The organism is Intrasporangium sp., assembly GCF_051961875.1.
GTDB lineage: Bacteria > Actinomycetota > Actinomycetes > Actinomycetales > Dermatophilaceae > Intrasporangium_A.
The window spans coordinates 1-23,762 of sequence record NZ_JBQCCV010000204.1 but is presented as its reverse complement, the minus strand read 5'-3'; the positions used below and the strand labels follow the sequence as shown (position 1 = coordinate 23,762).

At 70.9% G+C, this 23,762-nt stretch carries 21 protein-coding genes and 3 pseudogenes; 8 read left to right on the top strand and 16 right to left on the bottom strand.

Annotated elements, in window-relative coordinates:
• From ACTHJJ_RS12175 to ACTHJJ_RS12130, 10 genes and pseudogenes are all read right to left on the bottom strand, one after another.
• Entirely contained in the window at positions 1 to 618 is a 618-nt protein-coding gene (locus ACTHJJ_RS12175; RefSeq protein WP_440303207.1) for an acVLRF1 family peptidyl-tRNA hydrolase, read from the bottom strand.
• 7 nt (positions 619 to 625) lie between these two features.
• On the bottom strand, positions 626 to 952 hold the full coding sequence (locus ACTHJJ_RS12170) for a metal-sulfur cluster assembly factor (protein ID WP_440303206.1): 327 nt from the start codon (positions 950 to 952) through the stop codon (positions 626 to 628).
• The gene (sufU, locus tag ACTHJJ_RS12165; protein WP_440303205.1) at positions 949 to 1,431 is read right to left on the bottom strand and encodes a Fe-S cluster assembly sulfur transfer protein SufU; all 483 of its coding nucleotides are present in this window, start codon (positions 1,429 to 1,431) and stop codon (positions 949 to 951) included. Before sufU ends, ACTHJJ_RS12170 begins: the two co-directional genes overlap by 4 nt.
• Positions 1,431 to 2,729, bottom strand: coding sequence for a SufS family cysteine desulfurase (locus tag ACTHJJ_RS12160; protein WP_440303204.1), 1,299 nt, complete (start codon positions 2,727 to 2,729; stop codon positions 1,431 to 1,433). Before ACTHJJ_RS12160 ends, sufU begins: the two co-directional genes overlap by 1 nt.
• A 12-nt stretch (positions 2,730 to 2,741) precedes the next feature.
• Positions 2,742 to 3,503: pseudogene (gene sufC / locus ACTHJJ_RS12155) on the bottom strand (Fe-S cluster assembly ATPase SufC).
• Between the two features lie 5 nt (positions 3,504 to 3,508).
• Positions 3,509 to 4,759 (bottom strand): Fe-S cluster assembly protein SufD, encoded by a 1,251-nt coding sequence (gene sufD / locus ACTHJJ_RS12150; protein WP_440303203.1) that lies wholly within the window; start codon positions 4,757 to 4,759, stop codon positions 3,509 to 3,511.
• On the bottom strand, positions 4,759 to 6,180 hold the full coding sequence (gene sufB / locus ACTHJJ_RS12145; protein WP_440303202.1) for a Fe-S cluster assembly protein SufB: 1,422 nt from the start codon (positions 6,178 to 6,180) through the stop codon (positions 4,759 to 4,761). Before sufB ends, sufD begins: the two co-directional genes overlap by 1 nt.
• Positions 6,177 to 6,950, bottom strand: coding sequence for a helix-turn-helix transcriptional regulator (locus ACTHJJ_RS12140; protein WP_440303201.1), 774 nt, complete (start codon positions 6,948 to 6,950; stop codon positions 6,177 to 6,179). The genes sufB and ACTHJJ_RS12140 overlap by 4 nt, the downstream gene beginning before the upstream one ends.
• Positions 6,951 to 6,997: 47 nt before the next feature.
• Positions 6,998 to 7,933: a CDP-diacylglycerol--serine O-phosphatidyltransferase gene (gene pssA, locus ACTHJJ_RS12135; protein WP_440303200.1), complete on the bottom strand. Its 936-nt coding sequence runs from the start codon at positions 7,931 to 7,933 to the stop codon at positions 6,998 to 7,000.
• Positions 7,930 to 8,601 carry a phosphatidylserine decarboxylase gene (locus ACTHJJ_RS12130; RefSeq protein WP_440303199.1) on the bottom strand — a complete coding sequence of 224 codons (672 nt, stop codon included), beginning with the start codon at positions 8,599 to 8,601 and terminating at the stop codon, positions 7,930 to 7,932. Before ACTHJJ_RS12130 ends, pssA begins: the two co-directional genes overlap by 4 nt.
• A gap of 75 nt (positions 8,602 to 8,676) precedes the next feature.
• Here ACTHJJ_RS12130 and ACTHJJ_RS12125 point away from each other — a divergent pair, with 75 nt between their 5' ends.
• From ACTHJJ_RS12125 to ACTHJJ_RS12115, 3 genes are all read left to right on the top strand, one after another.
• On the top strand, positions 8,677 to 9,387 hold the full coding sequence (locus ACTHJJ_RS12125) for an ABC transporter ATP-binding protein (RefSeq protein ID WP_440303198.1): 711 nt from the start codon (positions 8,677 to 8,679) through the stop codon (positions 9,385 to 9,387).
• Positions 9,384 to 10,148: an ABC transporter permease gene (locus tag ACTHJJ_RS12120; RefSeq protein ID WP_440303197.1), complete on the top strand. Its 765-nt coding sequence runs from the start codon at positions 9,384 to 9,386 to the stop codon at positions 10,146 to 10,148. Before ACTHJJ_RS12125 ends, ACTHJJ_RS12120 begins: the two co-directional genes overlap by 4 nt.
• Before the next feature lie 120 nt (positions 10,149 to 10,268).
• Positions 10,269 to 11,192, top strand: coding sequence for a COX15/CtaA family protein (locus tag ACTHJJ_RS12115; protein ID WP_440303196.1), 924 nt, complete (start codon positions 10,269 to 10,271; stop codon positions 11,190 to 11,192).
• Between the two features lie 271 nt (positions 11,193 to 11,463).
• Here the strand turns inward: ACTHJJ_RS12115 and ACTHJJ_RS12110 are convergent, their stop codons facing one another.
• A complete protein-coding gene (locus ACTHJJ_RS12110) occupies positions 11,464 to 12,426 on the bottom strand; it encodes a heme o synthase (protein WP_440303195.1) in 963 nt (320 codons plus the stop codon).
• Positions 12,427 to 12,667: 241 nt separating this feature from the next.
• Between ACTHJJ_RS12110 and tkt the strand changes: the two genes are divergently transcribed.
• The 5 genes and pseudogenes from tkt to ACTHJJ_RS12085 all read left to right on the top strand — a co-directional run bounded on the left by tkt (position 12,668) and on the right by ACTHJJ_RS12085 (position 20,443).
• Positions 12,668 to 14,980, top strand: a complete 2,313-nt coding sequence (gene tkt / locus ACTHJJ_RS12105; protein WP_440303194.1) for a transketolase — start codon at positions 12,668 to 12,670, stop codon at positions 14,978 to 14,980.
• 5 nt (positions 14,981 to 14,985) lie between these two features.
• Positions 14,986 to 16,098 (top strand): transaldolase, encoded by a 1,113-nt coding sequence (gene tal, locus ACTHJJ_RS12100; protein WP_440303193.1) that lies wholly within the window; start codon positions 14,986 to 14,988, stop codon positions 16,096 to 16,098.
• Positions 16,095 to 17,730, top strand: a pseudogene (locus tag ACTHJJ_RS12095) (glucose-6-phosphate isomerase). The gene tal and the pseudogene ACTHJJ_RS12095 overlap by 4 nt, the downstream one beginning before the upstream one ends.
• On the top strand, positions 17,727 to 19,268 hold the full coding sequence (gene zwf, locus ACTHJJ_RS12090; protein WP_440303192.1) for a glucose-6-phosphate dehydrogenase: 1,542 nt from the start codon (positions 17,727 to 17,729) through the stop codon (positions 19,266 to 19,268). The pseudogene ACTHJJ_RS12095 and the gene zwf overlap by 4 nt, the downstream one beginning before the upstream one ends.
• A complete protein-coding gene (locus tag ACTHJJ_RS12085; protein ID WP_440303191.1) occupies positions 19,265 to 20,443 on the top strand; it encodes a glucose-6-phosphate dehydrogenase assembly protein OpcA in 1,179 nt (392 codons plus the stop codon). Before zwf ends, ACTHJJ_RS12085 begins: the two co-directional genes overlap by 4 nt.
• A 120-nt stretch (positions 20,444 to 20,563) precedes the next feature.
• Here ACTHJJ_RS12085 and ACTHJJ_RS12080 read toward each other — a convergent pair whose 3' ends face one another.
• The 5 genes and pseudogenes from ACTHJJ_RS12080 to ACTHJJ_RS12060 all read right to left on the bottom strand — a co-directional run.
• Complete coding sequence (locus ACTHJJ_RS12080) at positions 20,564 to 20,914, bottom strand: RNA polymerase-binding protein RbpA (protein WP_440303190.1); 351 nt, start codon at positions 20,912 to 20,914, stop codon at positions 20,564 to 20,566.
• A 15-nt stretch (positions 20,915 to 20,929) separates the two neighbouring features.
• The gene (secG, locus tag ACTHJJ_RS12075; RefSeq protein WP_440303189.1) at positions 20,930 to 21,175 is read right to left on the bottom strand and encodes a preprotein translocase subunit SecG; all 246 of its coding nucleotides are present in this window, start codon (positions 21,173 to 21,175) and stop codon (positions 20,930 to 20,932) included.
• A gap of 71 nt (positions 21,176 to 21,246) precedes the next feature.
• The gene (tpiA, locus tag ACTHJJ_RS12070; protein ID WP_440303188.1) at positions 21,247 to 22,059 is read right to left on the bottom strand and encodes a triose-phosphate isomerase; all 813 of its coding nucleotides are present in this window, start codon (positions 22,057 to 22,059) and stop codon (positions 21,247 to 21,249) included.
• Positions 22,059 to 23,267, bottom strand: coding sequence for a phosphoglycerate kinase (locus ACTHJJ_RS12065; protein ID WP_440303187.1), 1,209 nt, complete (start codon positions 23,265 to 23,267; stop codon positions 22,059 to 22,061). Before ACTHJJ_RS12065 ends, tpiA begins: the two co-directional genes overlap by 1 nt.
• Before the next feature lie 42 nt (positions 23,268 to 23,309).
• Positions 23,310 to 23,762 (bottom strand): annotated as a pseudogene (locus ACTHJJ_RS12060) (type I glyceraldehyde-3-phosphate dehydrogenase); the annotation flags it as partial.

Genomic DNA, 23,762 nt, shown 5'->3' with positions numbered 1-23,762 from the left:
TCACTCGACGGGACGCTCCTCGGTGAGCTCGATCCGGTAGGCGCGGCCGCGCTGCAGTGCGGTCTCGAGGACGGCCCGGCTCGGGTCGGGCAGGTCGTAGAGCTCGCGGCGGGGCAGCTCCCGCAGGGCCGCGAGCGGGGGCGCGGAGAGCACGTCCCGCACGAGGGCGCGGTCCCCGCCGACGACCAGGCCGGCCGGTATGCCGCTCACTCCCCCGGGTGCCTCCCCACCCTCCCCGAGCACGACCCGCCGCACATGGCGCACGACGGCACCGACGAGCTCGTCGGCCTGGTTGGCCCGGCGCCGCGCATACCGCTGCTGTGACCAGCCACCGGCCGCCGTCCGGCCCTGGATGTGGCGCGACCCGATCTTCGCAGCGGCGAGCCGGCCCGCGGAGGCCAGGCCGGCGGCATACCCTCCGCGCCTGATCAGGACGATGCCGAGCGGGTCGTGGGCGAAGGGCGTTGCAACGGCGAGGGATCCGTCCTGGGCGACGGCCCGTACGACGACGCCACCCGGGGTGTCCTCCCGGGTGGCGTCGTACGGACCATGGCGTTCGGCGAAGCCGGCGAGCCAGCGGTCAAGCCGTTCTGGCGCGACCTCGACGACTCGCGTCACCGGTGCGTCAGAGGTTGAAGCCGAGCGCGCGCAGCTGCTCGCGGCCGTCCTCGGTGATCTTGTCGGGGCCCCACGGCGGCATCCAGACCCAGTTGATCCGGTGCGAGGCGACGAGCCCCTCGAGCGCCTGCTCGGTCTGGTCCTCGATGACGTCGGTCAGCGGGCAGGCGGCGGACGTCAGGGTCATGTCGATGACGGCGTGGCTCTGGCTGTCGACGGTGATGCCGTAGACGAGCCCCAGGTCGACGACGTTGATGCCGAGCTCGGGGTCGACGACGTCGCGCATGGCCTCTTCGACGTCGGCCACGTTGGGCGGGGTGGCGGTCTGGGTCATGGGGTCACTCCTTGGGTGGTGTGGTCGGTGAGGGCGGCGGCCTCGACCCCGGCGCGGATCAGCGCGTCGGTGAAGGCCGTCCAGCCGAGCAGGGCGCACTTGACCCGGGACGGGTACTTGGCGACACCGGCGAAGGCGACGCCGTCGCCGATGCGCTCCTCGTCGCCGGCGACCTTGCCGCGGGAGGTGAGCATCTCGCGCATCCCCGCGAAGGTGTCCAATGCCTCCTCGACGGTGTGGCCGATGACCTCGTCCGCGAGGACGGAGGCCGAGGCGATGGAGATCGAGCAGCCCTGCGAGTCGTAGGAGACGTCACGGATGACGGCCGCGCGGTCGGTGCCGTCGACGGCGACGCGGAGGGTCACCTCGTCGCCACAGGTCGGGTTGATGTGGTGGACCTCGGCGTCGAACGGCTCACGCAGGCCGGCATGGTGCGGCTGCTTCGAGTGGTCGAGGATCAGCTCCTGGTAGAGGTCCATCAGCTCGCCTCCGCAACACCGAAGATGGTCGGCACGCGATCGAGCGCGGTCATCAGCGTGTCGATCTCGTCGGGCGTGTTGTATGCCGCGAGGCTCGCCCGCGTCGTCGCCGTGACACCGAGCGCGCGGTGCAGCGGCCAGGCGCAGTGGTGCCCGACCCGGACCGCGACGCCGGCGTCGTCCAGGACCTGCCCGACGTCGTGGGCGTGGACACCGTCGACGACGAACGACACGGCCCCGCCCCGGGGCAGCCCGGCCCCTGGGCCGAGCACGCGGACCCACGGGCGCTCGGCGAGCCCGGTCAGGAGCCGCTCGGCGAGAGCCGCCTCGTGGGCATGGATGCGGTCGATCCCGACCTGCTCCACCCAGTCGACCGCGGCCGCGAGGCCGATCGCCTGGGCGGCGTTGGGGACGCCTGCCTCGAACTTCTGCGGCGCCGGCGCCCACGTGGAGCGCTCCATCGTCACGCGCTCGATCATGGAGCCGCCGGTGAGGAAGGGCGGCATGACGTCGAGCAGCTCGGCGCGGCCCCAGAGGACGCCCACCCCCATCGGGCCGTACATCTTGTGGCCGCTGAAGGCGATGAAGTCGGCCCCGAGGGCCGCGACGTCGACCGACAGGTGGGGCACCGACTGGCACGCGTCGACGACGACGATCGCGCCGACCGCATGCGCCTTCGCGGCGAGCTCGGTGACCGGGTTGAGGGTGCCGAGGACGTTGGAGACCTGGGTGACGGCGAAGACCTTGGTGCGCTCGGTCAGTAGCCCCTCCAGGCCGGTCAGGTCGAGCCTGCCGTCGGCGCCGAGCGGGATCCAGCGCAGGGTGGCGCCCGTGCGACGGGCCAGCTCCTGCCACGGCACGAGGTTGGCGTGGTGCTCCATCTCGGTCACGAGGATCTCGTCACCGGGACCGAGCACGAAGCGGGCGTCCTTCGGGTCGTCGGTGGGGGCGGCGTTGGAGAACGCGTAGGCGACGAGGTTGAGCGACTCCGTCGCGTTCTTGGTGAAGACCACCTCGTGGTCCGGCGCCCCGATGTACCGGGCCACCGCCGCGCGCGCCGCCTCGAACGCGTCCGTCGCCTCCTCGGCGAGCAGGTGGGCGCCGCGGTGCACTGCGGCGTTGTGCTGCTCGTAGAAGGCGCGCTCGGCGTCGAGGACGGCGTGCGGCTTGTGCGAGGTCGCCCCCGAGTCCAGGTAGACGAGGGGGTGACCGTCGCGGACGGCACGCGTCAGGATCGGGAAGTCACCGCGGATCGCGGCGACCTCCCGGTCCGTGAACGGCGTGGCGGCAGAAGGCATCTCGGTCGGCTCTCAGGCGCTCGCGGTGTTGAGGAAGCGGTCGTAGCCCTCTTCCTCGAGGCGGTCCGCGAGCTCCTTGCCGCCCTCCTCGACGATGCGGCCGTCGACGAAGACGTGCACGAAGTCGGGCTGGATGTAGCGCAGGATCCGTGTGTAGTGCGTGATGAGCAGGACGCCGACGTTGGTCTCGTCCTTGGCCTGGTTGACGCCCTCGGACACGATGCGCAGCGCGTCGATGTCGAGGCCCGAGTCGGTCTCGTCGAGGATGGCGATCTTCGGCTGCAGCAGCTGGAGCTGCAGGATCTCGTGCCGCTTCTTCTCGCCACCGGAGAAGCCCTCGTTGACGTTGCGCTCGGCGAACGCCGGGTCCATGCGCAGGTTGTTCATCGCCTGCTTGACGTCCTTGACCCACGTGCGCAGCTTGGGCGCCTCGCCGTCGATCGCTGTCTTGGCCGTGCGCAGGAAGTTGCTCACGGTCACGCCGGGGACCTCGACGGGTTACTGCATCGCGAGGAAGACACCGGCCCGGGCGCGCTCGTCGACGGTCATCGCGAGGACGTCCTCGCCGTCGAGGGTGACGGTGCCGCCCGTGACGGTGTACTTCGGGTGGCCGGCGATGCTGTAGGCGAGCGTCGACTTGCCGGACCCGTTCGGGCCCATGATCGCATGGGTCTCCCCCGAGTTCACGGTGAGGTCGACCCCGCGCAGGATCTCCTTGGGGCCATCCTCGGTGTGGACCGAGACGGTGAGTCCCTTGATCTCGAGCGTGCTCATGCGGGTCAGTTCTCCTTGGTGTCGCTGTCGGGGGTAGTGCTGGTGGAAGTGCTCGCTGCGGCGTACTCCGTCGTCGCGAGCTCGTGCTCGATCGCGGCGGTCGCCTCGTCTCGGAGGTCGGCCAGGGGGATCTCGCGGATGATGTCGGCGAAGAAGCCGCGCACGACGAGGCGCTTCGCCTCGTCCTCGGGGATGCCGCGGGCCTGCAGGTAGAACAGCTGCAGGTCGTCGAACCGGCCGGTGGCCGACGCGTGGCCGGCACCCTCGATCTCACCCGTCTCGATCTCGAGGTTGGGGACCGAGTCGGCGCGGGCGCCGTCGGTGAGGATGAGGTTGCGGTTGAGCTCGTAGGTGTCCGTGCCCTCGGCCGCGGCGCGGATGAGCGCGTCGCCGACCCACACCGTGCGGGCCGTGTCGCCCTGCAGGGCGCCCTTGTAGGTGACGTGGCTCTTGCAGTGCGCCGTGTTGTGGTCGACGAAGGACCGGTGCTCGAGGTGCTGGCCGGCGTCGGCGAAGTAGACCCCGAGCAGGGTCGCGTCGCCGCCCGGGCCGGCGTAGCGGACGTTGGCGTTGAGCCGGACGATCTGGCCGCCGAGGGTGAGCGAGATGTGCCGGTAGGTCGCGTCGCGGCCCACGAGGGCGTCGTGCTGCGCCAGATGGATCGCGTCGTCCTCCCAGCGCTGGGCCGCCACGAGGGTGATGTCCGAGGCGTCGCCGGTCAGCACCGAGACGAGCTGGGAGTACTGCGCCGAGCCGCGGTGTGCGAGCAGCACCGTCGCCTTGGCGTGGTGCCCGGCGCGCACGACCACGTGCTCGTGGACGCGCTGCTCGACGTCGTCACCGACGAGTCGGATCCGGACCGGCTCGGTCAGCTCGGCCTCGGCCGGGATGTCGAGCAGGGTCACCGTGTCCACGTCGGCGGCCACGACCGCGGCGCGGTCCTGGGGCGGCAGCACCCCGAGCTCGCGGGCCTGCGTCGCAGGGATCGTCGAGAGGGTGACCCCCTCCGGCAGCACGGTCTCCCAGCGCAGCTTGCCGTCGGAGCCGGTCTCGAGCAGGCCGCGCAGCTTCTTGACCGGGGTGAAGCGCCACTCCTCCTCGCGCCCGTTCGGGAGCGCGAAGTCGGCGACCTCGAAGGACGCCGTGCGCTCCGCGCGGGACTTGTCCGGGACGAAGGCCGCCGCAGAGTCGGTGTGTGCCCGGCCTGCCGCGGTCACGGCGTCGACGGGGCGGGACGTGTCAGCCACCAGGCTCATCAGCCGACGGCTCCTTCCATCTGGAGTTCGATGAGGCGGTTGAGCTCGAGGGCGTACTCCATGGGCAGCTCGCGCGCGATCGGCTCGATGAAGCCGCGCACGATCATCGCCATGGCCTCGTCCTCGGCCATGCCTCGGGACATGAGGTAGAACAGCTGGTCGTCGCTCACCTTGGAGACGGTCGCCTCGTGGCCCATCGACACGTCGTCCTCACGGATGTCGACGTAGGGGTCGGTGTCGGACCGGCTGATGGTGTCGACGAGCAGGTCGTCGCACCGCACGGTCGAGGCGGAGTGCGAGGCGCCCTCGAGGACCTGGACCAGGCCGCGGTAGGACGACCGGCCGCCGCCACGGGCCACCGACTTGCTGACGATGGAGCTGCTCGTGTTGGGGGCGGCGTGCACCATCTTGGACCCGGTGTCCTGGTGCTGGCCCTCGCCCGCGAACGCGATCGAGAGGGTCTCGCCCTTGGCGTGCTCGCCCATGAGGAAGACGGCCGGGTACTTCATCGTCACCTTGGAGCCGATGTTGCCGTCGACCCACTCCATGGTCGCGCCCTCCTCGCAGGTGGCGCGCTTGGTGACGAGGTTGTAGACGTTGTTGGACCAGTTCTGGATCGTCGTGTAGCGCACCCGGGCGTTCTTCTTGACGATGATCTCGACGACCGCGGAGTGCAGCGAGTCCGACTTGTAGATCGGCGCGGTGCAGCCCTCGACGTAGTGCACGTACGAGTCCTCGTCGGCGATGATCAGCGTCCGCTCGAACTGGCCCATGTTCTCGGTGTTGATCCGGAAGTAGGCCTGGAGCGGGATGTCGACGTGGACACCCGGCGGCACGTACACGAACGAGCCACCCGACCAGACGGACGTGTTGAGCGAGGCGAACTTGTTGTCGCCGGCCGGGATCACCGTCGCGAAGTGCTCGCGGAAGATGTCCTCGTGCTCGCGCAGCGCGGTGTCGGTGTCGAGGAAGATGACGCCCTGGGCCTCGAGGTCCTCGCGGATCTGGTGGTAGACGACCTCGGACTCGTACTGGGCAGCGACGCCCGCGACGAGGCGCTGCTTCTCGGCCTCGGGGATGCCGAGCCGGTCATAGGTGTTGCGGATGTCCTCGGGCAGGTCCTCCCAGGACGCCGCCTGCTTCTCCGTGGACTTGACGAAGTACTTGATGTTCTGGAAGTCGATGCCCGTCAGGTCGGAACCCCACGCCGGCATCGGCTTGCGCTCGAAGAGGGTGAGCGCCTTGAGGCGCAGCTTCGTCATCCACTCGGGCTCGCCCTTGCGAGCGGAGATGTCCCGGACCACCTCCTCGTTGAGCCCGCGGCGGGCCGAGGAGCCGGCGACGTCGGTGTCGGCCCAGCCGTACTCGTAGCGCCCGAGGTCCTTCAGACCCGGATTGCGCTCTTCGATGTTGGTGCTCATGAAGAGAACCCTTCCTTGAGGTGATCGGTCTCGTGGTCAACACCCGAGCCCGCCCGGGACTTCCGGGCCAGCTCGGCAGTCGGGATGAAGGTGGTGCAGACGTGGTGTCCGCCGGCCAGCGTGGCGAGCCGCTGCACGTGCACGCCCAGCAGTCTCGAGAACGCATCGGTCTCGGCCTCGCAGAAGGCCGGGAACTCGGCGGCGACCTGCTGGACCGGGCAGTGGCCCTGGCACAGCTGGACCCCCGTCAGCCCACCGGCTCCGACGGGCCGGGCGGTGGCGGCGAAGCCATCCTCGGTCAGCGCGGTGACGAGCGCCTCCGTGCGAGCGGACGGGTCGTCGCCCGCCTCGGCGAGGCGCACGGCATACCGCTCCTCGAGCGCGGCGATCCGCTCTCGGGCGAACTCCGAGACGGCACCGCTGCCGACCTGCTCCTTGAGGAAGCGCAGGACATCGACGGCGAGGGCGTCGTAGTCGGTCTCGAGGGCACGATGCCCGGCCGCCGCGACGACGTAGGCCCGTGCGGGTCGGCCACGCCCGCGGCGGGCGCCGGCCGGCTCGTGCTCGGCGATCGCCCCCTGTTCGACGAGCGCGTCGAGATGACGGCGGACCGCGGCGGGGGTCAGTTCGAGCTCACGGCCCAGCTCGGCGGCCGTGATCGGCCCGTCGGTCGACACGAGGTGCAGGACACGTGAGCGCGTGCGTGACTCGAGCGGCGAGGCGGCGTCGCCGTCCCGCTCCACTCGCGGCACCTGCTCAGCGAAAAACACCACACCATTGTGACGTAATTCGGTCCGAGGCTCCAGTTAGGCGGGCCTTACCGCGCCCCGTCGTCCCCTTCGAGGAGCAGCTCGTCCTCGTCGGACACCTCGGGGTCGGAGATGGGCAGCAGCACGGAGGGCATCGGGCGACGTGGCGGTGCGACGCTCTCCGGCCCGAACCAGCGGCGCCGCAGCGGTGCCGTGAGCCACCCGAGCGGACTCGTGAGGACGTAGCCGTATGCCACCACCAGGCCCGTCGGCCCGGGCGCGAGGATGAGGCCCACGGCGATGACGGCGGCGAGGACGGCCGTGACGGCGAGGTGGTCCCGCGACAGCAGCGACCGGAAGGACCGGAACCGGAACGAGGTGGCCATGAGGGCCGCGGGCAGGACGCCGGCGGCCACGGGGAGGATCGGTGCCCAGCCGTAGAGCGGGCCGTCGATGGCGAAGACGGTCGCGATGACGACACCGGCGGCGCCCGGGCTCGGCAGCCCGATGAAGTACCGCTTGTCGGCCAGGGGGTCGATGGTCACGTTGAAGCGCGCAAGCCGGTATGCCGCACAGGCGAGCCAGAACATCGCCCCGAACCAGGCAAGGTGGGCGTACTGCGGCAGCGCCCAGGTGTAGACGAGGACGGCTGGGGCGATCCCGAAGGAGATGAGGTCGGCGAGCGAGTCGAACTGGAGGCCGAACGGCGTGATCGCGCCGACCTTCCGGGCGACGGCACCGTCGGAGATGTCGAGCAGGATCGAGACCGCGACGAGGGCGGCGGCGAGGCCGAACCGGCCCTGGAAGGACAACAGGACCGAGGAGAACCCACAGATCATGTTGCCGAGGGTGAACAGGCTGGGGAGCATGACGCGCGCCCGGGCCCTCGGGTCGAGCCGCCGCAGCGACACGACGGTGGCGCCGGTCATCGAGACGAGGCGCCACCCGCGGACGGGCCGGACCGACCGACGCCTGCCGCTCCGGCGCGCCCCCTCCGGTGTCACCGGCTCTCCTCGGACACGGGAAGGAAACGACCGAGCACAGTCTCGCCGCCGATGGCGCGGGTGCGCGGCGACACCTCGAGCACGACGTCCATCGGCACGAAGACATCCATCCGGGAGCCGAACTTCATCAGCCCGATCCGGGCGCCCGTCGGCACGTCGTCGCCGGGTCGGATCCTCGTGACGATCCGGCGAGCCAGCTGTCCCACGATCTGCCGGTAGATGACCCGGCGCGGCCCGGCCGGGGTCGGCCGCTCGACGACGATCTCGGTCCGCTCGTTGCGCATCCCGCTCGCGGCACGGTAGGCGGCGAGGAACCGGCCGGGCTGGTGCGTCACCGACTGGACGCGACCGCCGTACGGGGCCCGGTTGATGTGCACGTCGAGGAGCGAGAGGAAGATGCTCACCTGCTGCCACTCCCCCGCCGGACTCACGTCTGGCTGGGCCGGCCCGGCGTGGACGATGACGCCGTCGGCCGGGGCGAGCACGACGTCGAGGTCCTCGACGGGCGCGAGGTCGGGTGAGCGGTCGGGGTCGCGGAAGAACAGGGTGACCCCCGCGGTCAGCAGGCCGAGCGCGGCGGTCAGGCGTGGGCGGCGCGCCGCCGCTGCCACAAGTGTCGGCACGGCTGCCATGGCGGTGAAGGGCCGGGCGGCAGGGTCGATCTTCACGGGTCGTGCTCTCCGATGGTCGTGGTTGGCCCCCGTGCCGGGGATCGTGCACCCCAGAGCCTAGACTCATGGGTCATGACAGCAGCGGTTGCACTCGCTGAGGTGCGCCGCGCCTTCGGCCCCGTCCACGCGCTGGACGGGCTCACGTGGTCGGCCCCGACCGGGCGGATCACTGCGGTGCTCGGGCCCAACGGTGCGGGCAAGACGACGGCGATCGAGTGCGCGGTCGGCCTCCAGAAGCCCGACGCAGGAAGCGTACGTGTTCTCGGCGAGGATCCGGCCCACGCCGACGCCGACCACCGCGCCCGGGTCGGGGTGATGCTCCAGAGCGGCGGGCTGCCGAACGGGACGAAGCCGCTCCGGCTGCTCCGCCACCTCGCGGAGCTCTACGCCGAACCCGCGGACGTCGACGAGGTCGCGTCCCGGCTCGGCGTCACGGACTTCGCCGGCACGACCGTGCGCCGGCTCTCCGGAGGGCAGAAGCAGCGGCTCGCCCTCGCCGCCGCGCTCCTCGGCCGGCCCGAGGTGCTCTTCCTCGACGAGCCCGCCGCCGGGCTCGACCCGCACGGCCGGCTCGACGTCTGGGACATCATCACCGAGCAGCGCGAGGCCGGCCGGTCGGTCGTCGTCACGACGCACTCCTTCGACGAGGCGGAGCATCTCGCCGACCACCTCGTCATCATGAACGCGGGCCGGACGGTGGCCGAAGGACCGCTCGACGAGGTCACGGCCGGCAGCTCGCTCGAGGACCTCTACTTCGGGCTGACCCGGAAGGGCCGTGCATGAGCACACGTGTGACCGCGTCGACCGCCGCCGCCCCACGGGCGCGCGTCCTCGCCCAGTCCCGTTTCGAGGTGGGCACGCTGCTCCGCAACGGTGAGCAGCTGCTCGTCTCGCTCGTCCTGCCCGCGATCGCGCTGGTCGCCCTTCGGGTTTCGAGCGTCCCCTCCCTGGGCACCGGGCGCCGGATCGACCTGGCCGTCCCTGGAGTGCTGGCGCTCTGCATCATCTCCGCGTCCTTCACCTCCCAGGGCATTGCGACGGCCTTCGACCGGCGCTACTCGGTGCTGCGGTACCTCGGCGTCACCCCCCTCGGTCGGGGTGGCCTCATGGCCGGCAAGGTGATCGCGACACTCGTCGTGGAGCTGGTCCAGGTCGTGGTCCTCGGGGGGCTGGGTCTCGCGCTCGGGTGGCGCCCCGCCCCCGCCGGGATCGGGTATGGCGTCCTGTTCCTCGTGCTCGGCACCTGGGCGTTCGTGTCCCTGGCGCTCCTCATGGCCGGCACCCTCCGCGCGGAGGCTGTCCTCGCGGTCGCGAACCTGGTGTGGGTGCTCTTCCTCGCCCTCGGTGGGGTCATCGTGCCCCGGACCCAGATGCCCGGGTGGGCCGAGGCGGCGACGGGCTGGCTCCCGAGCGCGGGCCTCGCCGACGGCATGCGGGCGGCCCTCGTCGACGGGTCGTTCCACTGGACGGGCGCTTTCGTCCTGCTCGTGTGGGGCGCCGTCTGCACCAGCCTCGCAAGCCGCTTCTTCAGCTGGCGCGACTAGGCCCGGGTTGAGGTATTCGCACAGCCGGAGAATGGGGCGCAATACCTCAACCGCGAGGGGGGAGGCGGACCGGAAGGTGCGGATTCCTCGGAAGCGAGGTGAGCGGCATACCCTCTTTGCGTGTCGACCACCGCCCGAGCGACCCTTCGTCGCCTGCCCGCCGCACGCGCCTCATGGGTGCGCCCGATCCTGATTGCCAACCTCGTCGGCGAGGGGCTGATCGTCCTCACCGGCGGCGTGGTCCGGCTGACCGGGTCGGGGCTCGGCTGCCCGACGTGGCCCGAATGCGTGCCCGGGTCGTTCGTGCCGGTCCCCCACCAGGAGCAGGGGATCCACAAGTTCATCGAGTTCGGCAACCGCACGCTGACCGGCCTGGTCGGGATCCTCGCGGTCCTCGCCATCTGGGCGGTCGTGACGCACTGGCCCGAGCGCCGGAGGCTGCACGTGGCCGCGTACGGCGTCCTCGGGGGTGTCGCGGCACAGGCGGTCCTCGGTGGGATCACCGTCCGGACGGGCCTCAACCCGTTCACGGTGGCCGGCCACTTCCTCCTCTCGATGGTGCTCGTCGCCCTCTCGACGACCCTGGTCCGAGGTGCGGAGGACACCGAGTCCGGACCGGGTGACCTGCTCGTGCACCCGCTCGCGCGCCTGCTGAGCTGGGGCACGGCCGCGATGGGCGCCGTCGTCCTCGTGCTCGGCACGATCGTGACCGGTTCGGGCCCGCACTCGGGTGACGCTGTCACGCCGGCGCGGACCGGCTTCGACCCCCGCTTCGTCTCGTGGATGCACGCGGACGCGGTCATGTTCTTCTGCGGCCTCGTCATCGCCACCCTCGTCGCGGTGCGCCTCACCGCCAAGGACGGGCGGGCCAACCGGGCGTGGAACATCGTCCTGCTCGTCACCGTGCTCCAAGGCGTCATCGGCTATGTCCAGTACTTCACCGGCCTGCCCGAAGTCCTCGTGCTCGCGCACATGTTCGGTGCGACCGCGCTCGTCATTGCGCTGACGTACGGCGTGCTCGACCTGCGCAGCACCCCCGTCTGACCGCCAGCCGCCCGAAGGCAGTCATCGCCGGCCGCCTGGGGCGCTGATTCCGTCGACCGTCCTGGGCTGCACGGGACCGACCGGCCGGAAGGACCCCTGTCGCCGGCGGTCAGCTGAGCGCGGCCCCGGGCCGGAGCCGACCGGTTCCATCCGGCTCCGCGGCCAGCGGGGCGGGCGTGCGTACGGACCTTGCAGGCCGGCAAGGGAGGCCCCGTGGATCAGATCAGGCCGAGGGCGTCAGTCCGCGACGGTCACGGCAGGCACGGTCAGGTCAGTGCAGCCCCGGGAGGGCGACGTGCCAGATCGGGTCGATCGCGACGCCGATGAACAGCACCGTCAGGTACGTGATCGAGTAGTGGAAGAGCCGCATCGGGCGGAGCACCTTGTCGGCGGCGCCGGCCCGCGCCTTGGTGAGCAGGCGGTGCGCCTCGGCCAGGAAGAGGCCGCCGGAGCCGATCGTGGCGACCGTGTAGATCCACCCCATCGGCTGGACCACGATGAGCGCCAGCGACATGATCACCATCGCCCAGGCGTAGAGGACGATCTGCCTCGCCACGACGACGAAGCGCTCCACGACCGGCAGCATCGGCACGTCGACCGACGCGTAGTCCTCGCGGTAGCGCATCGACAGCGGCCAGTAGTGCGGCGGCGTCCAGAAGAAGACGACCATGAAGAGGATGAACGCCGACCAGCTCACCGTGTGGGTCACGGACGACCAGCCGATGAGGACCGGCATGCAGCCGGCTGCGCCGCCCCAGACGATGTTCTGCTTCGTCCGGCGCTTGAGGATCAAGGTGTAGCCGACCACGTAGGCGAGGACGGCCAGCAGCGCCAGCCCGGCGCTCAGCCAGTTCACCAGGAAGCCGAGCCACAGCGTCGACACGACCGCGAGGCCGAGGCCGAACGCGAGGGCGCCGGCCGGGGGGATCGTCCCGGTCACGAGGGGGCGCTTGCTGGTGCGATGCATGACCGCGTCGATGTCGCGGTCGATGTAGCAGTTGAGGGTGTTGGCCGACCCGGCCGACAGCGTCCCGCCGATGAGGGTCGCGACGACGAGGCCGAGATCCGGGACGCCTCCGTGGGCGAGGAACATCACCGGGATGGTCGTGATGAGCAGCAGCTCGATGATGCGCGGCTTCATCAGCGAGATGTACTGCCCCGCCATGAACCGGAAGCCGCTGCCGCCGGGGCCTCGGAGTACCGAAAGGTCCTCGCGGGGGTCCACGGTTGTCACTAAAAGTCCTCGTTTGCTGTCTCGACGCGGGGCGCCGCGCTGCGGCACTCCGCGAAAGTCTAGCCCGTGGCTCCTCGTGCGAAGCACCCCGTTGAGCACTGCCACGACGAATGGGTAACGGCCGGGAAACCGACCCCGCATTCGTGCACGTCCCGTGCTCGTGGCCGCGTGTGCTGGGGACACCACCGGGGACTAGTCTCGGTGCAGTACGCGCATCCCCTTGCCAGAAGGAGACCCGTTCGTGACCAGCACTGCAACGAAGGCGAAGACGACCCGCAGGGCGGTGAAAAACCTGCTGGCCGAGCGGGATCCGTCACTATCGCTTCCCGTGAGCAAGAAGGCCGGGTGGAGCGACCTCGACATCCGGGCCGTCGACACAGTGCGTGTCCTCGCCGCGGACGCAGTGCAGAAGGTCGGCAACGGTCACCCGGGCACCGCGATGTCCCTGGCCCCGCTCGCCTATCTGCTCTACCAGAACATCATGCGGCACGACCCGTCCGACCCGACCTGGCTCGGGCGTGACCGCTTCGTCCTGTCGTGCGGCCACTCCAGCCTGACCCAGTACATCCAGCTCTACCTGTCCGGCTACGGGTTGACCCTCGACGACCTCAAGTCGCTGCGGACCTGGGGGTCGAAGACGCCCGGCCACCCCGAGGTGCACCACACCGCGGGCGTCGAGATCACGACGGGACCGCTCGGCTCCGGCCTCGCCTCCGCCGTCGGCATGGCGATGGCGCAGCGGCGCCAGCGCGGGATGTTCGACCCGGAAGCGAAGCCCGGCACGAGCCCGTTCGACCACCACATCTACGTCATCGCCTCGGACGGCGACATGCAGGAGGGCGTCACCCACGAGGCCTGCTCGCTCGCGGGCCACCAGGAGCTCGGCAACCTCACCGTCATCTACGACGCGAACCAGATCTCCATCGAGGACGACACCGACATCGCCTTCTCCGAGGATGTCGCGGCCCGCTTCGAGGCCTACGGCTGGCATGTGGAGACCGTCGACTGGCGCGGCAACGGCAACGGCGCGGAGTACGTCGAGGACGTTGACGCCCTCCTTGCCGCGATTCGCTCCGGCGAGAAGCACCCCGACCAGCCGACCCTCGTCGTCCTCCGCACGATCATCGCCTGGCCGGCGCCGACCAAGCAGGACACGGGCAAGGCGCACGGCTCCGCGCTCGGCGCGGAGGAGGTCGCGGCGACGAAGGAGCTCCTCGGCTTCGACCCACGCAAGTCGTTTGCGGTCGAGCCCCCGGTCCTCAAGAAGGCTCGCGAGGTCGTGCAGCGCGGCAAGGCTCTGCACCGCGAGTGGAACAAGGGCTACCGCGCCTGGCGCAAGGCCAACCCCGACCGTGCCCAGCTGCTCGACCGGGTCATCGCCGGGCAGCCGCCCGCCGGCCTCAAGCGGGCCCTGCCGAAGTTCCCCGCCGACGAGAAGGGCATCGCGACCCGGGCGGCCTCCGGCAAGGTCCTCGGTGCGCTCGCCGACGTCATGCCCGAGCTGTGGGGCGGCTCCGCCGACCTCGCCGAGTCGAACAACACGACGATGGAGGGGCAGCCCTCCTTCATCCCCACCAGCAAACAGACTCGGGAGTGGAAGGGCGGCCCCTACGGGCGAACCCTCCACTTCGGCATCCGCGAGAACGGCATGGGCATGATGCTCAACGGGATGGCGCTGGAGGGGCTCAACCGTCCCTACGGCGGCACCTTTCTCGCCTTCTCCGACTACATGCGACCAGCGGTCCGGCTGGCCGCCCTGCAGCAGCTGCCGGTCATCTACGTCTGGACGCACGACTCCATCGGCCTCGGCGAGGACGGCCCGACCCACCAGCCGATCGAGCATCTCGCGGCGCTGCGTGCCATCCCCGGCCTCGACGTGGTGCGCCCCGGTGACGCCAACGAGACGGCGGCGGCCTGGGCGGCGATCCTCAGCAACACCAACGGGCCGGCGGCGCTGGCGCTGACGCGTCAGGTGGTCCCGACCTTCGACCGGACCAAGATGGGCAACGCGTCGGGGGTGTCGAAGGGCGCCTACGTGCTCGTAGAGGAGTCCCGCCCGGGCAACCCCGACGTCATCCTCATCGCCACCGGCTCCGAAGTGCAGCTTGCTGTCGAGGCAGCGGCGCGGCTCGAGAAGCGCGGCACCGCAACCCGCGTCGTGTCGATGCCCTGCCGGGAGTGGTTCGAGAAGCAGTCGCGGTCCTATCAGGAGAAGGTCCTCCCTCCGGCGGTCCGCGCCCGCGTCTCGGTCGAGGCCGGCGTGTCCTTCGGCTGGCACGACGTCGTCGGCGACGCCGGACGGACCGTCAGCATCGAGCACTTCGGGGCCTCCGCCGACTACAAGACGATCTTCCGTGAGTTCGGGATCACCGCAGACGCCGTCGTCAAGGCGGCCAAGGACTCGATCAAGGCCGCCGAGGCGCCCGTCCATGCCCCCGATATCACCGAGACCAACCCGCGCAAGGGCGCGTCTGGTGGCGACACCGGTGACACGGACGTGTCCAGTTCGACCAGCACGGCGGAGAGCAAGCCCGCCGCGAGCAAGGGGAAGTGAGCACCATGACCAACGCGAACCTGCAGGCCCTCAGCGACGCCGGCGTGTCGATCTGGCTCGATGACCTCTCTCGGGAGCGCCTCGAGACCGGCAACCTCAAGGCGCTCATCGAGGACCAGTGCGTCGTCGGAGTGACCAGCAACCCGTCGATCTTCCAGGCGGCGCTCGCGAAGGGCGACCGCTACAACGCCGACCTGACAGCCCTGACGAAGGCCGGCAAGTCGGCCGAGGAGATCGTCTTCGACCTGACGACCTCGGATGTCCGGGACGCGTGCGACCTGTTCCTGCCGACCTTCGAGCAGACCGGCGGGGTCGACGGCCGGGTGTCGATCGAGGTCGACCCCCGTCTCGCCCACGAGACCAGCCGGACCATCGAGGAGGCGAAGAAGCTCTCCGCGGCGGTCGACCGCCCGAACGTCTACATCAAGATCCCGGCGACCGAGGCGGGCCTCCCCGCGATCGCGGCGACCCTCGCGGAGGGCATCAGCGTCAACGTCACGCTCATCTTCTCGCTCGAGCGGTACCGCGGCGTGATGAACGCCTTCCTCGAGGGTCTCGAGCGCGCGCACCAGGCCGGCAAGGACCTGTCGGCCATCACCTCGGTGGCCTCCTTCTTCGTCTCCCGCGTCGACACCGAGATCGACAAGCGCCTCGATGCCATCGGCACCGACGAGGCGAAGGCGCTGCGGGGCCAGGCCGGCCTCGCCAACGCCCGCCTCGCCTACCAGGCGTTCGAGGAGGTCTTCTCGACGCCGCGGTGGAAGTCCCTCGAGGCCGAGGGCGCGAAGGTGCAGCGCCCCCTCTGGGCCTCGACCGGCGTCAAGGACCCCGCCTACCCCGACACGCTCTACGTCACCGAGCTGGTCGCTCCTGGGGTCGTCAACACGATGCCGGAGAAGACCCTCGAGGCGGTCGCCGACCACGGCACGGTGCACGGCGACACGGTGACCGGCACCTACGACGAGGCGCGGCAGGTGCTGGACGCGCTCGACCGGATCGGCATCTCGTACACCGAGGTGGTCGACCTCCTCGAGGACGAGGGCGTCGAGAAGTTCGACAAGGCATGGGACGAGCTCAGCGAGGGCGTCAAGACCGAGATGGCCAAGGCGGACTCATGAGCAGCCTGTCCGTCACAGCCTCCGGGGCGGCGGCGGACGCGATCTCCCGGCACGTCGACGGGCTCGTCGGGGAATCGTTCGCGAGCAGGCTCTTCGAGCAGGACGCGACGCTGTGGGGTCCCGACGCCGAGTCGGAGGCCGGCAAGCGTCTGTCCTGGGTGGGCCTGCCCCGATCCTCGCGCCCCCCTCGTCGGTGAGATCGCCGCGCTCCGCGACACCCTGACCGGCCGCGGCCTCGACCACGTCGTCCTCTGCGGCATGGGCGGCTCGTCGCTCGCGCCCGAGGTGATCTGCGCGACGTCCGGCAAGGAGCTGCTCGTCCTCGACTCCTCCGATCCCGACTACGTGCGCTCGGCACTCGAGGACCGTCTCGACCGGACGGTCGTCGTCGTCTCGTCCAAGTCCGGCTCCACCGTCGAGACCGACTCCCAACGGCGCGCCTACGAGAAGGCGTTCCAGGATGCCGGGATCGACCCGGCCAAGCGGATCGTCGTCGTCACCGACCCGGGCAGCCCGCTCGACAAGGAGGCCCGCGAGCGTGGCTACCACGTCGTCAACGCCGACCCTGACGTCGGCGGGCGCTACTCGGCCCTGACGGCCTTCGGCCTCGTGCCGAGCGGGCTCGCCGGGGTCGACATCGAGGCGCTCCTCGACGACGCCGAGTCGGTCGCCGACGTCCTCGCCGCCGATGACGAGGGCAACCCGGGGCTCCGCCTCGGCGCGGCCCTGGCGGGCACCCAGCCCCTGCGCGACAAGGTCGTCCTGGTGGACGACGGGTCCGGCATCGTCGGCTTCCCGGACTGGGCCGAGCAGCTGATCGCAGAGTCGACCGGCAAGCTCGGGACCGGGCTGCTCCCCGTCGTCGTCTCGGGTGACGACGCCCCGGAGGTCACAGACCCTCCCGGCGACGTGACGGTCGCCCGTCTCGTCGCCGAGGACGACGAGACACGGTCCGGGACCGGTCAGGACGGATCCGAGGTCCGGGTCGCCGGCACCCTCGCCGCCCAGATGCTCCTCTGGGAGGTCGCGACCGCGGTCGCCGGGCGCCTGCTCGGCATCAACCCGTTCGACCAGCCCGACGTCGAGAGCGCCAAGCAGGCCGCCCGCGACCTGCTCGACCAGGGCGCGGGGTCGCAGTCGGCTCCCGCGGCGACCGACGGGGCCGTCGAGATCCGGGCTCTCGGAGGGGACTGGCTGGGCGGCGCGACCACGGTCGACGGTGCCGTCGCGGCTCTCCTCGAGCAGCTCGACGACAAGCGCGGTTACGTCGCGATCATGGCCTACCTCGACCGGCTCCGGGACGCCGACCTCGCCCAGTGCCGCCGCTCCATGGCCGAGCGCACCGGCCGGCCGACCACCTTCGGCTGGGGGCCCCGGTTCCTCCACTCGACGGGGCAGTTCCACAAGGGCGGGCCCGCCGTCGGCGTCTACATCCAGATCACGGCGGAGCCAGGCGCGGACCTCGACGTGCCGGGACGCGACTTCACCTTCGGCCAGTTCATCGCTGCCCAAGCGGCCGGCGACGCGAGCGTGCTCGCGGAGCACGGCCGCCCCGTCCTCCGGCTCCACCTCACCGACCACGACACCGGGCTGGCGCAAGTGCGCGCGGCCTTCGGTGGAGGAGGCGCATGACTGCGGCCAAGGTCGCCGCTGGGGTGAACCCGCTGCGGGATCCCCAGGACAAGCGACTCCCCCGGATCGCCGGACCGTGCGGGCTCGTCCTCTTCGGCGTGACGGGCGACCTCGCCCGCAAGAAGCTCATGCCGGCGATCTACGACCTCGCCAACCGTGGCCTGCTGCCCCCGGGCTTCTCCCTCGTCGGGTTCGCCCGCCGCGACTGGGCCAACCAGGACGTCGGCCAGGTCGTGCACGACGCGGTCCGGCAGCACTCGCGGACACCGTTCTCCGAGGACGTCTGGCGCAACCTGTCGGAGGGCTTCCGGTTCGTGCCGGGCACCTTCGACGACCCAGCCGCCTTCGACCTGCTCGCCGAGACGATGGCCGACCTGGACCGGGAGCGTGGGACGGGCGGCAACCACGCCTTCTACCTGTCCATCCCGCCGAGCTTCTTCGCCCAGGTCTGTGAACAGCTGGAGCGGTGCGGCCTCACGAAGGCCGAGGGCGACAGCTGGCGCCGGGTCATCATCGAGAAGCCCTTCGGGCACGACCTCAAGAGCGCACAGGAGCTCAACGACATCGTCGAGGGCGTCTTCCCCCCGGACTCGGTCTTCCGGATCGACCACTACCTCGGCAAGGAGACGGTCCAGAACCTGCTGGCCGTGCGCTTCGCCAACCAGCTCTTCGAGCCGGTGTGGAACGCGAACTACGTCGACCACGTGCAGATCACCATGGCCGAGGACATCGGCATCGGCGGCCGGGCCGGCTACTACGACGGCATCGGTGCCGCCCGCGACGTGCTGCAGAACCACCTGCTCCAGCTGCTCGCCCTCACCGCCATGGAGGAGCCGGTCTCCTTCGAGGCGCGTGACCTGCGCGGCGAGAAGGAGAAGGTCCTCTCCGCGGTGCGCCTCGTCGGCGACCTCGACCTCGTCGCGGCCCGGGGCCAGTACGCGGCCGGGTGGCAGGGGGCCGAGGAGGTCGTCGGCTACCTCGAGGAGGACGGTGTCGCGGACGGCTCCCGGACGGAGACGTTCGCGGCCGTGAAGCTCGAGGTCGACACGCGCCGGTGGGCCGGGGTGCCGTTCTACCTGCGGACCGGCAAGCGGCTCGGCAAGCGCGTCACCGAGATCGCGGTCATGTTCAAGCGGGCCCCGCACCTGCCCTTCGAGCACACCGCGACGGAGGAGCTGGGCCAGAACGCCATCGTGATCCGGATCCAGCCCGACGAGGGCATCACCCTCCGCTTCGGCTCGAAGGTGCCCGGCGCGCAGATGGACATCCGCGACGTGACGATGGACTTCGGCTACGGCAACGCCTTCACCGAGGCGTCCCCGGAGGCCTACGAGCGGCTCATCCTCGACGTCCTGCTGGGCGACCCGCCCCTCTTCCCGCGACACGAGGAGGTCGAGCTCTCGTGGAAGATCGTCGACCCGCTCCTGCGGCACTGGGAGCAGACGGGCGCACCGGAGCAGTACCTGCCCGGGTGGTGGGGTCCGGAGTCGGCCCACGCCATCCTCGGGCGTGACGGACGGAGCTGGAGACTGCCGTGATCCGAGACCTCACCGACACCACCACGACGGACGTCAGCAAGACCCTTGTCCGGCTGCGCAACGACGTCGGCGCGATGGCCCTGGGCCGGGTCCTCACCCTGGTCGTCGCCATCAACGACACCGACGCGAGCGAGGCGATCGAGGTCGCGAACCAGGCGAGTCGACAGCACCCGTGCCGCATCATCGTGGTCATCGCGGGGGACCGCCGCGGCCGCAAGCGGCTCGACGCGCAGATCCGGCTCGGCGGTGACGCCGGGGCGAGCGAGATCGTGGTGCTGCGCCTCTACGGCCCACTCGCCAACCATGGGCCGAGCGTCGTCGTGCCCCTCCTGCTGCCGGACTCCCCCATCGTCGCGTGGTGGCCCGGTGAGGCACCGCTCGATGTCGCCAAGGACCCCATCGGCCGGATGGCCCAGCGCCGGATCACCGACGCCGCCGAGCACCGCAACCCGCGGCACTTCCTGAAGAAGCGCGCGCAGACGTATGCCCCGGGGGACACCGACGTGTCGTGGACCCGGCTCACCCGGTGGCGGGGCCTGCTCGCCGCTGCGCTCGACCAGCCGCCCTTCGAGCCGGTGACCGGCGGCGTCGTCGCCGGCGCGCCGGACTCCCCCTCGACCGAGCTGCTCGCCGCCTGGCTGGTGAGCCGGTTGGGCGTGCCGATCCGCCGCGTCTCGACCGCGCCGGGCTCGGGCATCAGCGCCGTCCGGCTGGAGCGCAAGAGCGGCCCGATCGACCTCGTCCGCCCCGATGAGCAGGTCGCGACCCTCTCGCAGCCAGGCCAGCCGGATCGCCGGATCGCGCTCCCCCGCCGGGGCGAGGCGGAGTGCCTGGCCGACGAGCTGCGCCGGCTCGACCCCGACGACACGTACGCGGCGGCCCTCCTCGAGGGGATGGCCCAGCTGCCCCCGGTCCGCCTCAGCGCCGACCAGGCGGCGAAGACCGGGGCGGGGCCCGACATCGCAGCGGCGCGCAACCTCGCCGCGCGGCTGGCCAGGGACGAGGCCGCGGCGCAGGCGTCGGCCATGATCTCGGCCCCGCCGGCGCCGACCGAGTCCGACGCCGAGCAGGTTCACTCCGCCACGGCCCGCAAGCTCGCCGGCGAGCGGACCCCGCGCGAGACCCAGCGTGCGCAGGACGGCGCAGCCGAAGCGAAGAAGGCGTCCAAGTCCTGAGTCCCCTCACGGGCTCGCCGAACCACCCGAGCCCGGGAACGACGTATGCCGCCGAGCGGAGGCCCGCTCAGCGGCATACGTCTGCGCTGTGGTGGGGGCTGCCGCCCCGTCACCCCTGGGTCACTGGATGAGGCCACGCTCCCGGAGGGCGGTCAGCGCCTCGTCGAGGATGGCCGCGCCGTCGGCGTCGCTGCGGCGCTCCTTCACATAGGCCAAGTGGGTCTTGTACGGCTCGACCTTCGGCGGTGCAGGCGGGTTGTCCTTGTCCTGACCGGCCGGGAAGCCGCAGCGCGGGCAGTCCCACTGCTCCGGCAGGACCATGCCGGGCTCCTCCGCGAAGCTGGGTCGCGTCTCGTGCCCGTTGGAGCACCAGTAGGAGATGTGAACCCGGGGCGCTGCATCGCCGCGCTCGGCCTCACCCATGGGCCCGGCGCCGACACGGCTGCCTCGGATCGCGTTACCACTCGCCATTCTGTCGTCCCTCTCTCAGCTCGCGAATCGCGCCAACAGGCCCAGACCGACGATCGAGACGGCCCAGACGACCGCGATCGCGACCGTGAAGCGGTCCAGGTTGCGCTCGGCGACCGACGACCCACCGAGGGACGTCGACATACCGCCGCCGAACATGTCGGACAGGCCGCCACCCTTGCCCTTGTGCAGCAGGATGAACAGCGTCAGGACCATGCTGGAGACCACCAGCAGGACCTGGAGCACGATGCGAACCGCATCCACCAGCGTCACTCCATCTCGATCGATCACGGGCCCGGTGAGCCGAGCACTACGACAGGATACCTGCCTGCAGGTCAGCTCGCGGTCACGTGCTCGCGGTAGCGGCAGATGGAGGCGAACTCGACCGGGTCGAGGGAGGCCCCGCCGACCAGCGCGCCGTCCACGTCCTCCTGGGCCATGATCGCCGCGACGTTGGCGGCCTTGACGCTGCCGCCGTAGAGGACGCGCACGCCGTCGGCGAGCTCGCGCGTGTAGAGCTCGGCGAGGAGGGCCCGGATCGCGCCGCAGACCTCCTGCGCGTCCTCGGGGGTCGCGACCTCGCCGGTGCCGATCGCCCAGATCGGCTCGTAGGCGATGACGATCGAGGCGGCTTGCTCGGCGGGGAGCCCCTCGAGCGCGACGCGCAGCTGACCGGTGACGTGAGCGACCTGGCCCCCGTCCTGCCGGACGGCGAGGTCCTCGCCGCAGCACAGGATCGGGACGAGGTCGTGGGCGTATGCCGCCCGCACCTTGACCGCGACGACCTCGTCGGTCTCGTGGTGGCCCTCACGCCGCTCGCTGTGCCCGACGACGACATAGGTGCAGCCGAGCTTGCGGAGGAACGCACCGGAGATGTCGCCGGTGTAGGCGCCGGACGTGTGCGGGGAGAGATCCTGGGCGCCGTAGCGCAGCTCGAGCTTGTCCCCGTCGATGAGCGTCTGGACCGAGCGGAGGTCGGTGAAAGGCGGCAGCACCGCGACCTCGACCGCCGCATAGTCGTGCTTGGCGTCGCGCAGGGTCCAGTCGAGCTTCTGCACGAGGTGCGTCGCCTGGAGGTGGTCCAGGTTCATCTTCCAGTTGCCGGCCATGAGCGGGATGCGCCCGGCCGGCGCGGTGGCTCGTGCCATCACGCGTCACCGTCCTCGAGGACCTGCAGGCCGGGTAGCTGCTTGCCCTCGAGGTACTCGAGGCTCGCTCCCCCACCGGTCGAGATGTGCCCGAAGTCGGTGTCCGCGAAGCCGAGCTGGCGCACCGCGGCAGCACTGTCACCGCCACCGACGACGGTGAGCGCCCCGCCGGCGGTGACGTCGGCCAGGGCCCGGGCGATCGCGTTGGTGCCGGCCGCGAAGGGCGCCATCTCGAAGGCGCCCATGGGGCCGTTCCAGAAGACGGTGCGGCAGTCGCCAAGACGCTCGGCGAAGAGCTTGGCGGAGTCCGGACCGATGTCGAGGCCCATCTTGTCGGCCGGGATCCGGTCCACCGGGACGACCTCATGGGGTGCGTCGGCGCTGAACGCGTCGGCGACGACGATGTCGACGGGCAGGACGATCTCGACACCCTTGGCCTTGGCCTCGTCGAGGTAACCGCGCACGGTGTCGACCTGGTCCGGCTCGAGCAGGCTCTTGCCGACCTCGAGGCCCTGCGCCTTGAGGAAGGTGAAGACCATGCCCCCGCCGACCAGCAGCCGGTCGGCCGTGCCGAGGAGGCTGCCGATGACGCCGAGCTTGTCGGAGACCTTCGCGCCACCCAGGACCACGGCATACGGACGGTCGGGGTCCCTGGTCAGGCGCCGCAGCACGTTGACCTCGGCCTCGACCAGGCCGCCGGTCGCGTGGGGCAGCAGCTTGGCCACGTCGTAGACGGAGGCCTGCTCCCGGTGCACGACGCCGAATCCGTCGGAGACGAAGACGTCGGCGAGCGAGGCAAGCTCGCCGGCGAACTCGGCCCGCTCGGCGTCGGTCTTCGCCGTCTCGCCAGGGTTGAACCGGAGGTTCTCGAGCAGCACGACGCCGCCCTCGGGCATCGCGTCGACGGCGGCGCGAGCCTTCGGCCCGACCGTGTCCTCGGCGAAGACGACCGGCTTCTGCAGGACCTGGCCGAGGCGCTTGGCCACGGGAGCCAGCGAGTAGGCCGGGTCCGGCTCGCCCTTGGGCCGGCCGAGGTGGGCGCTCACGATGACGCGCGCGCCCATCTCGCTCAGCATGAGGATGGTCGGGGCCGAGGCCTTGATCCGGCCGTCATCGGTGATCGTCGTCCCGGCCAGGGGGACGTTGAGGTCGGAGCGGACGAGGACGCGCTTGCCGCGCAGGTCCCCGAGGTCGGCGATCGTCTTCACGTCTTTCCTTGGGTCGTCGGCAGGTTCAGGTCGGCGCCGGCGTCAGAGGCTCTGGCCGATGAGCTGGACGACGTCGACGAGGCGGTTGGAATAGCCCCACTCGTTGTCGTACCAGCCGACTACCTTGACCTGGTTGCCGATGACCTTGGTCAGGCCCGAGTCGAAGATGCAGGACGCGGGGTCGGTGACGATGTCGCTCGAGACAATCGGGTCCTCGGTGTAGACGAGGTAGCCCTTGAGCGGGCCGTCGGCGGCCGCGCGCATGATCTCGTTGACCTCCTCGACCGACGTCTCGCGGGGCGCCTCGAAGGTGAGGTCGGTCGCGGAGCCGGTCGGGACCGGGACGCGCAGGGCGTAGCCGTCGAGCTTGCCCTTGAGCTCGGGCAGGACGAGGGAGACCGCCTTCGCGGCGCCGGTGGTGGTCGGCACGATGTTGAGGGCGGCGGCGCGGGCGCGACGCAGGTCCTTGTGCGGGCCGTCCTGCAGGTTCTGGTC

What these genes read in the sequence shown, in the direction of transcription:
- ACTHJJ_RS12080 (WP_440303190.1), bottom strand. Translation starts at nt 20,914, where the DNA reads ATGGCGAGTGGTAACGCGATCCGAGGCAGCCGTGTCGGCGCCGGGCCC.
- ACTHJJ_RS12160 (WP_440303204.1), bottom strand. Translation starts at nt 2,729, where the DNA reads ATGCCTTCTGCCGCCACGCCGTTCACGGACCGGGAGGTCGCCGCGATC.
- ACTHJJ_RS12170 (WP_440303206.1), bottom strand. Translation starts at nt 952, where the DNA reads ATGACCCAGACCGCCACCCCGCCCAACGTGGCCGACGTCGAAGAGGCC.
- ACTHJJ_RS12120 (WP_440303197.1), top strand. Translation starts at nt 9,384, where the DNA reads ATGAGCACACGTGTGACCGCGTCGACCGCCGCCGCCCCACGGGCGCGC.
- tpiA (WP_440303188.1), bottom strand. Translation starts at nt 22,059, where the DNA reads ATGGCACGAGCCACCGCGCCGGCCGGGCGCATCCCGCTCATGGCCGGC.
- sufD (WP_440303203.1), bottom strand. Translation starts at nt 4,759, where the DNA reads ATGAGCCTGGTGGCTGACACGTCCCGCCCCGTCGACGCCGTGACCGCG.
- ACTHJJ_RS12125 (WP_440303198.1), top strand. Translation starts at nt 8,677, where the DNA reads ATGACAGCAGCGGTTGCACTCGCTGAGGTGCGCCGCGCCTTCGGCCCC.
- sufB (WP_440303202.1), bottom strand. Translation starts at nt 6,180, where the DNA reads ATGAGCACCAACATCGAAGAGCGCAATCCGGGTCTGAAGGACCTCGGG.
- sufU (WP_440303205.1), bottom strand. Translation starts at nt 1,431, where the DNA reads ATGGACCTCTACCAGGAGCTGATCCTCGACCACTCGAAGCAGCCGCAC.
- zwf (WP_440303192.1), top strand. Translation starts at nt 17,727, where the DNA reads ATGACTGCGGCCAAGGTCGCCGCTGGGGTGAACCCGCTGCGGGATCCC.
- tal (WP_440303193.1), top strand. Translation starts at nt 14,986, where the DNA reads ATGACCAACGCGAACCTGCAGGCCCTCAGCGACGCCGGCGTGTCGATC.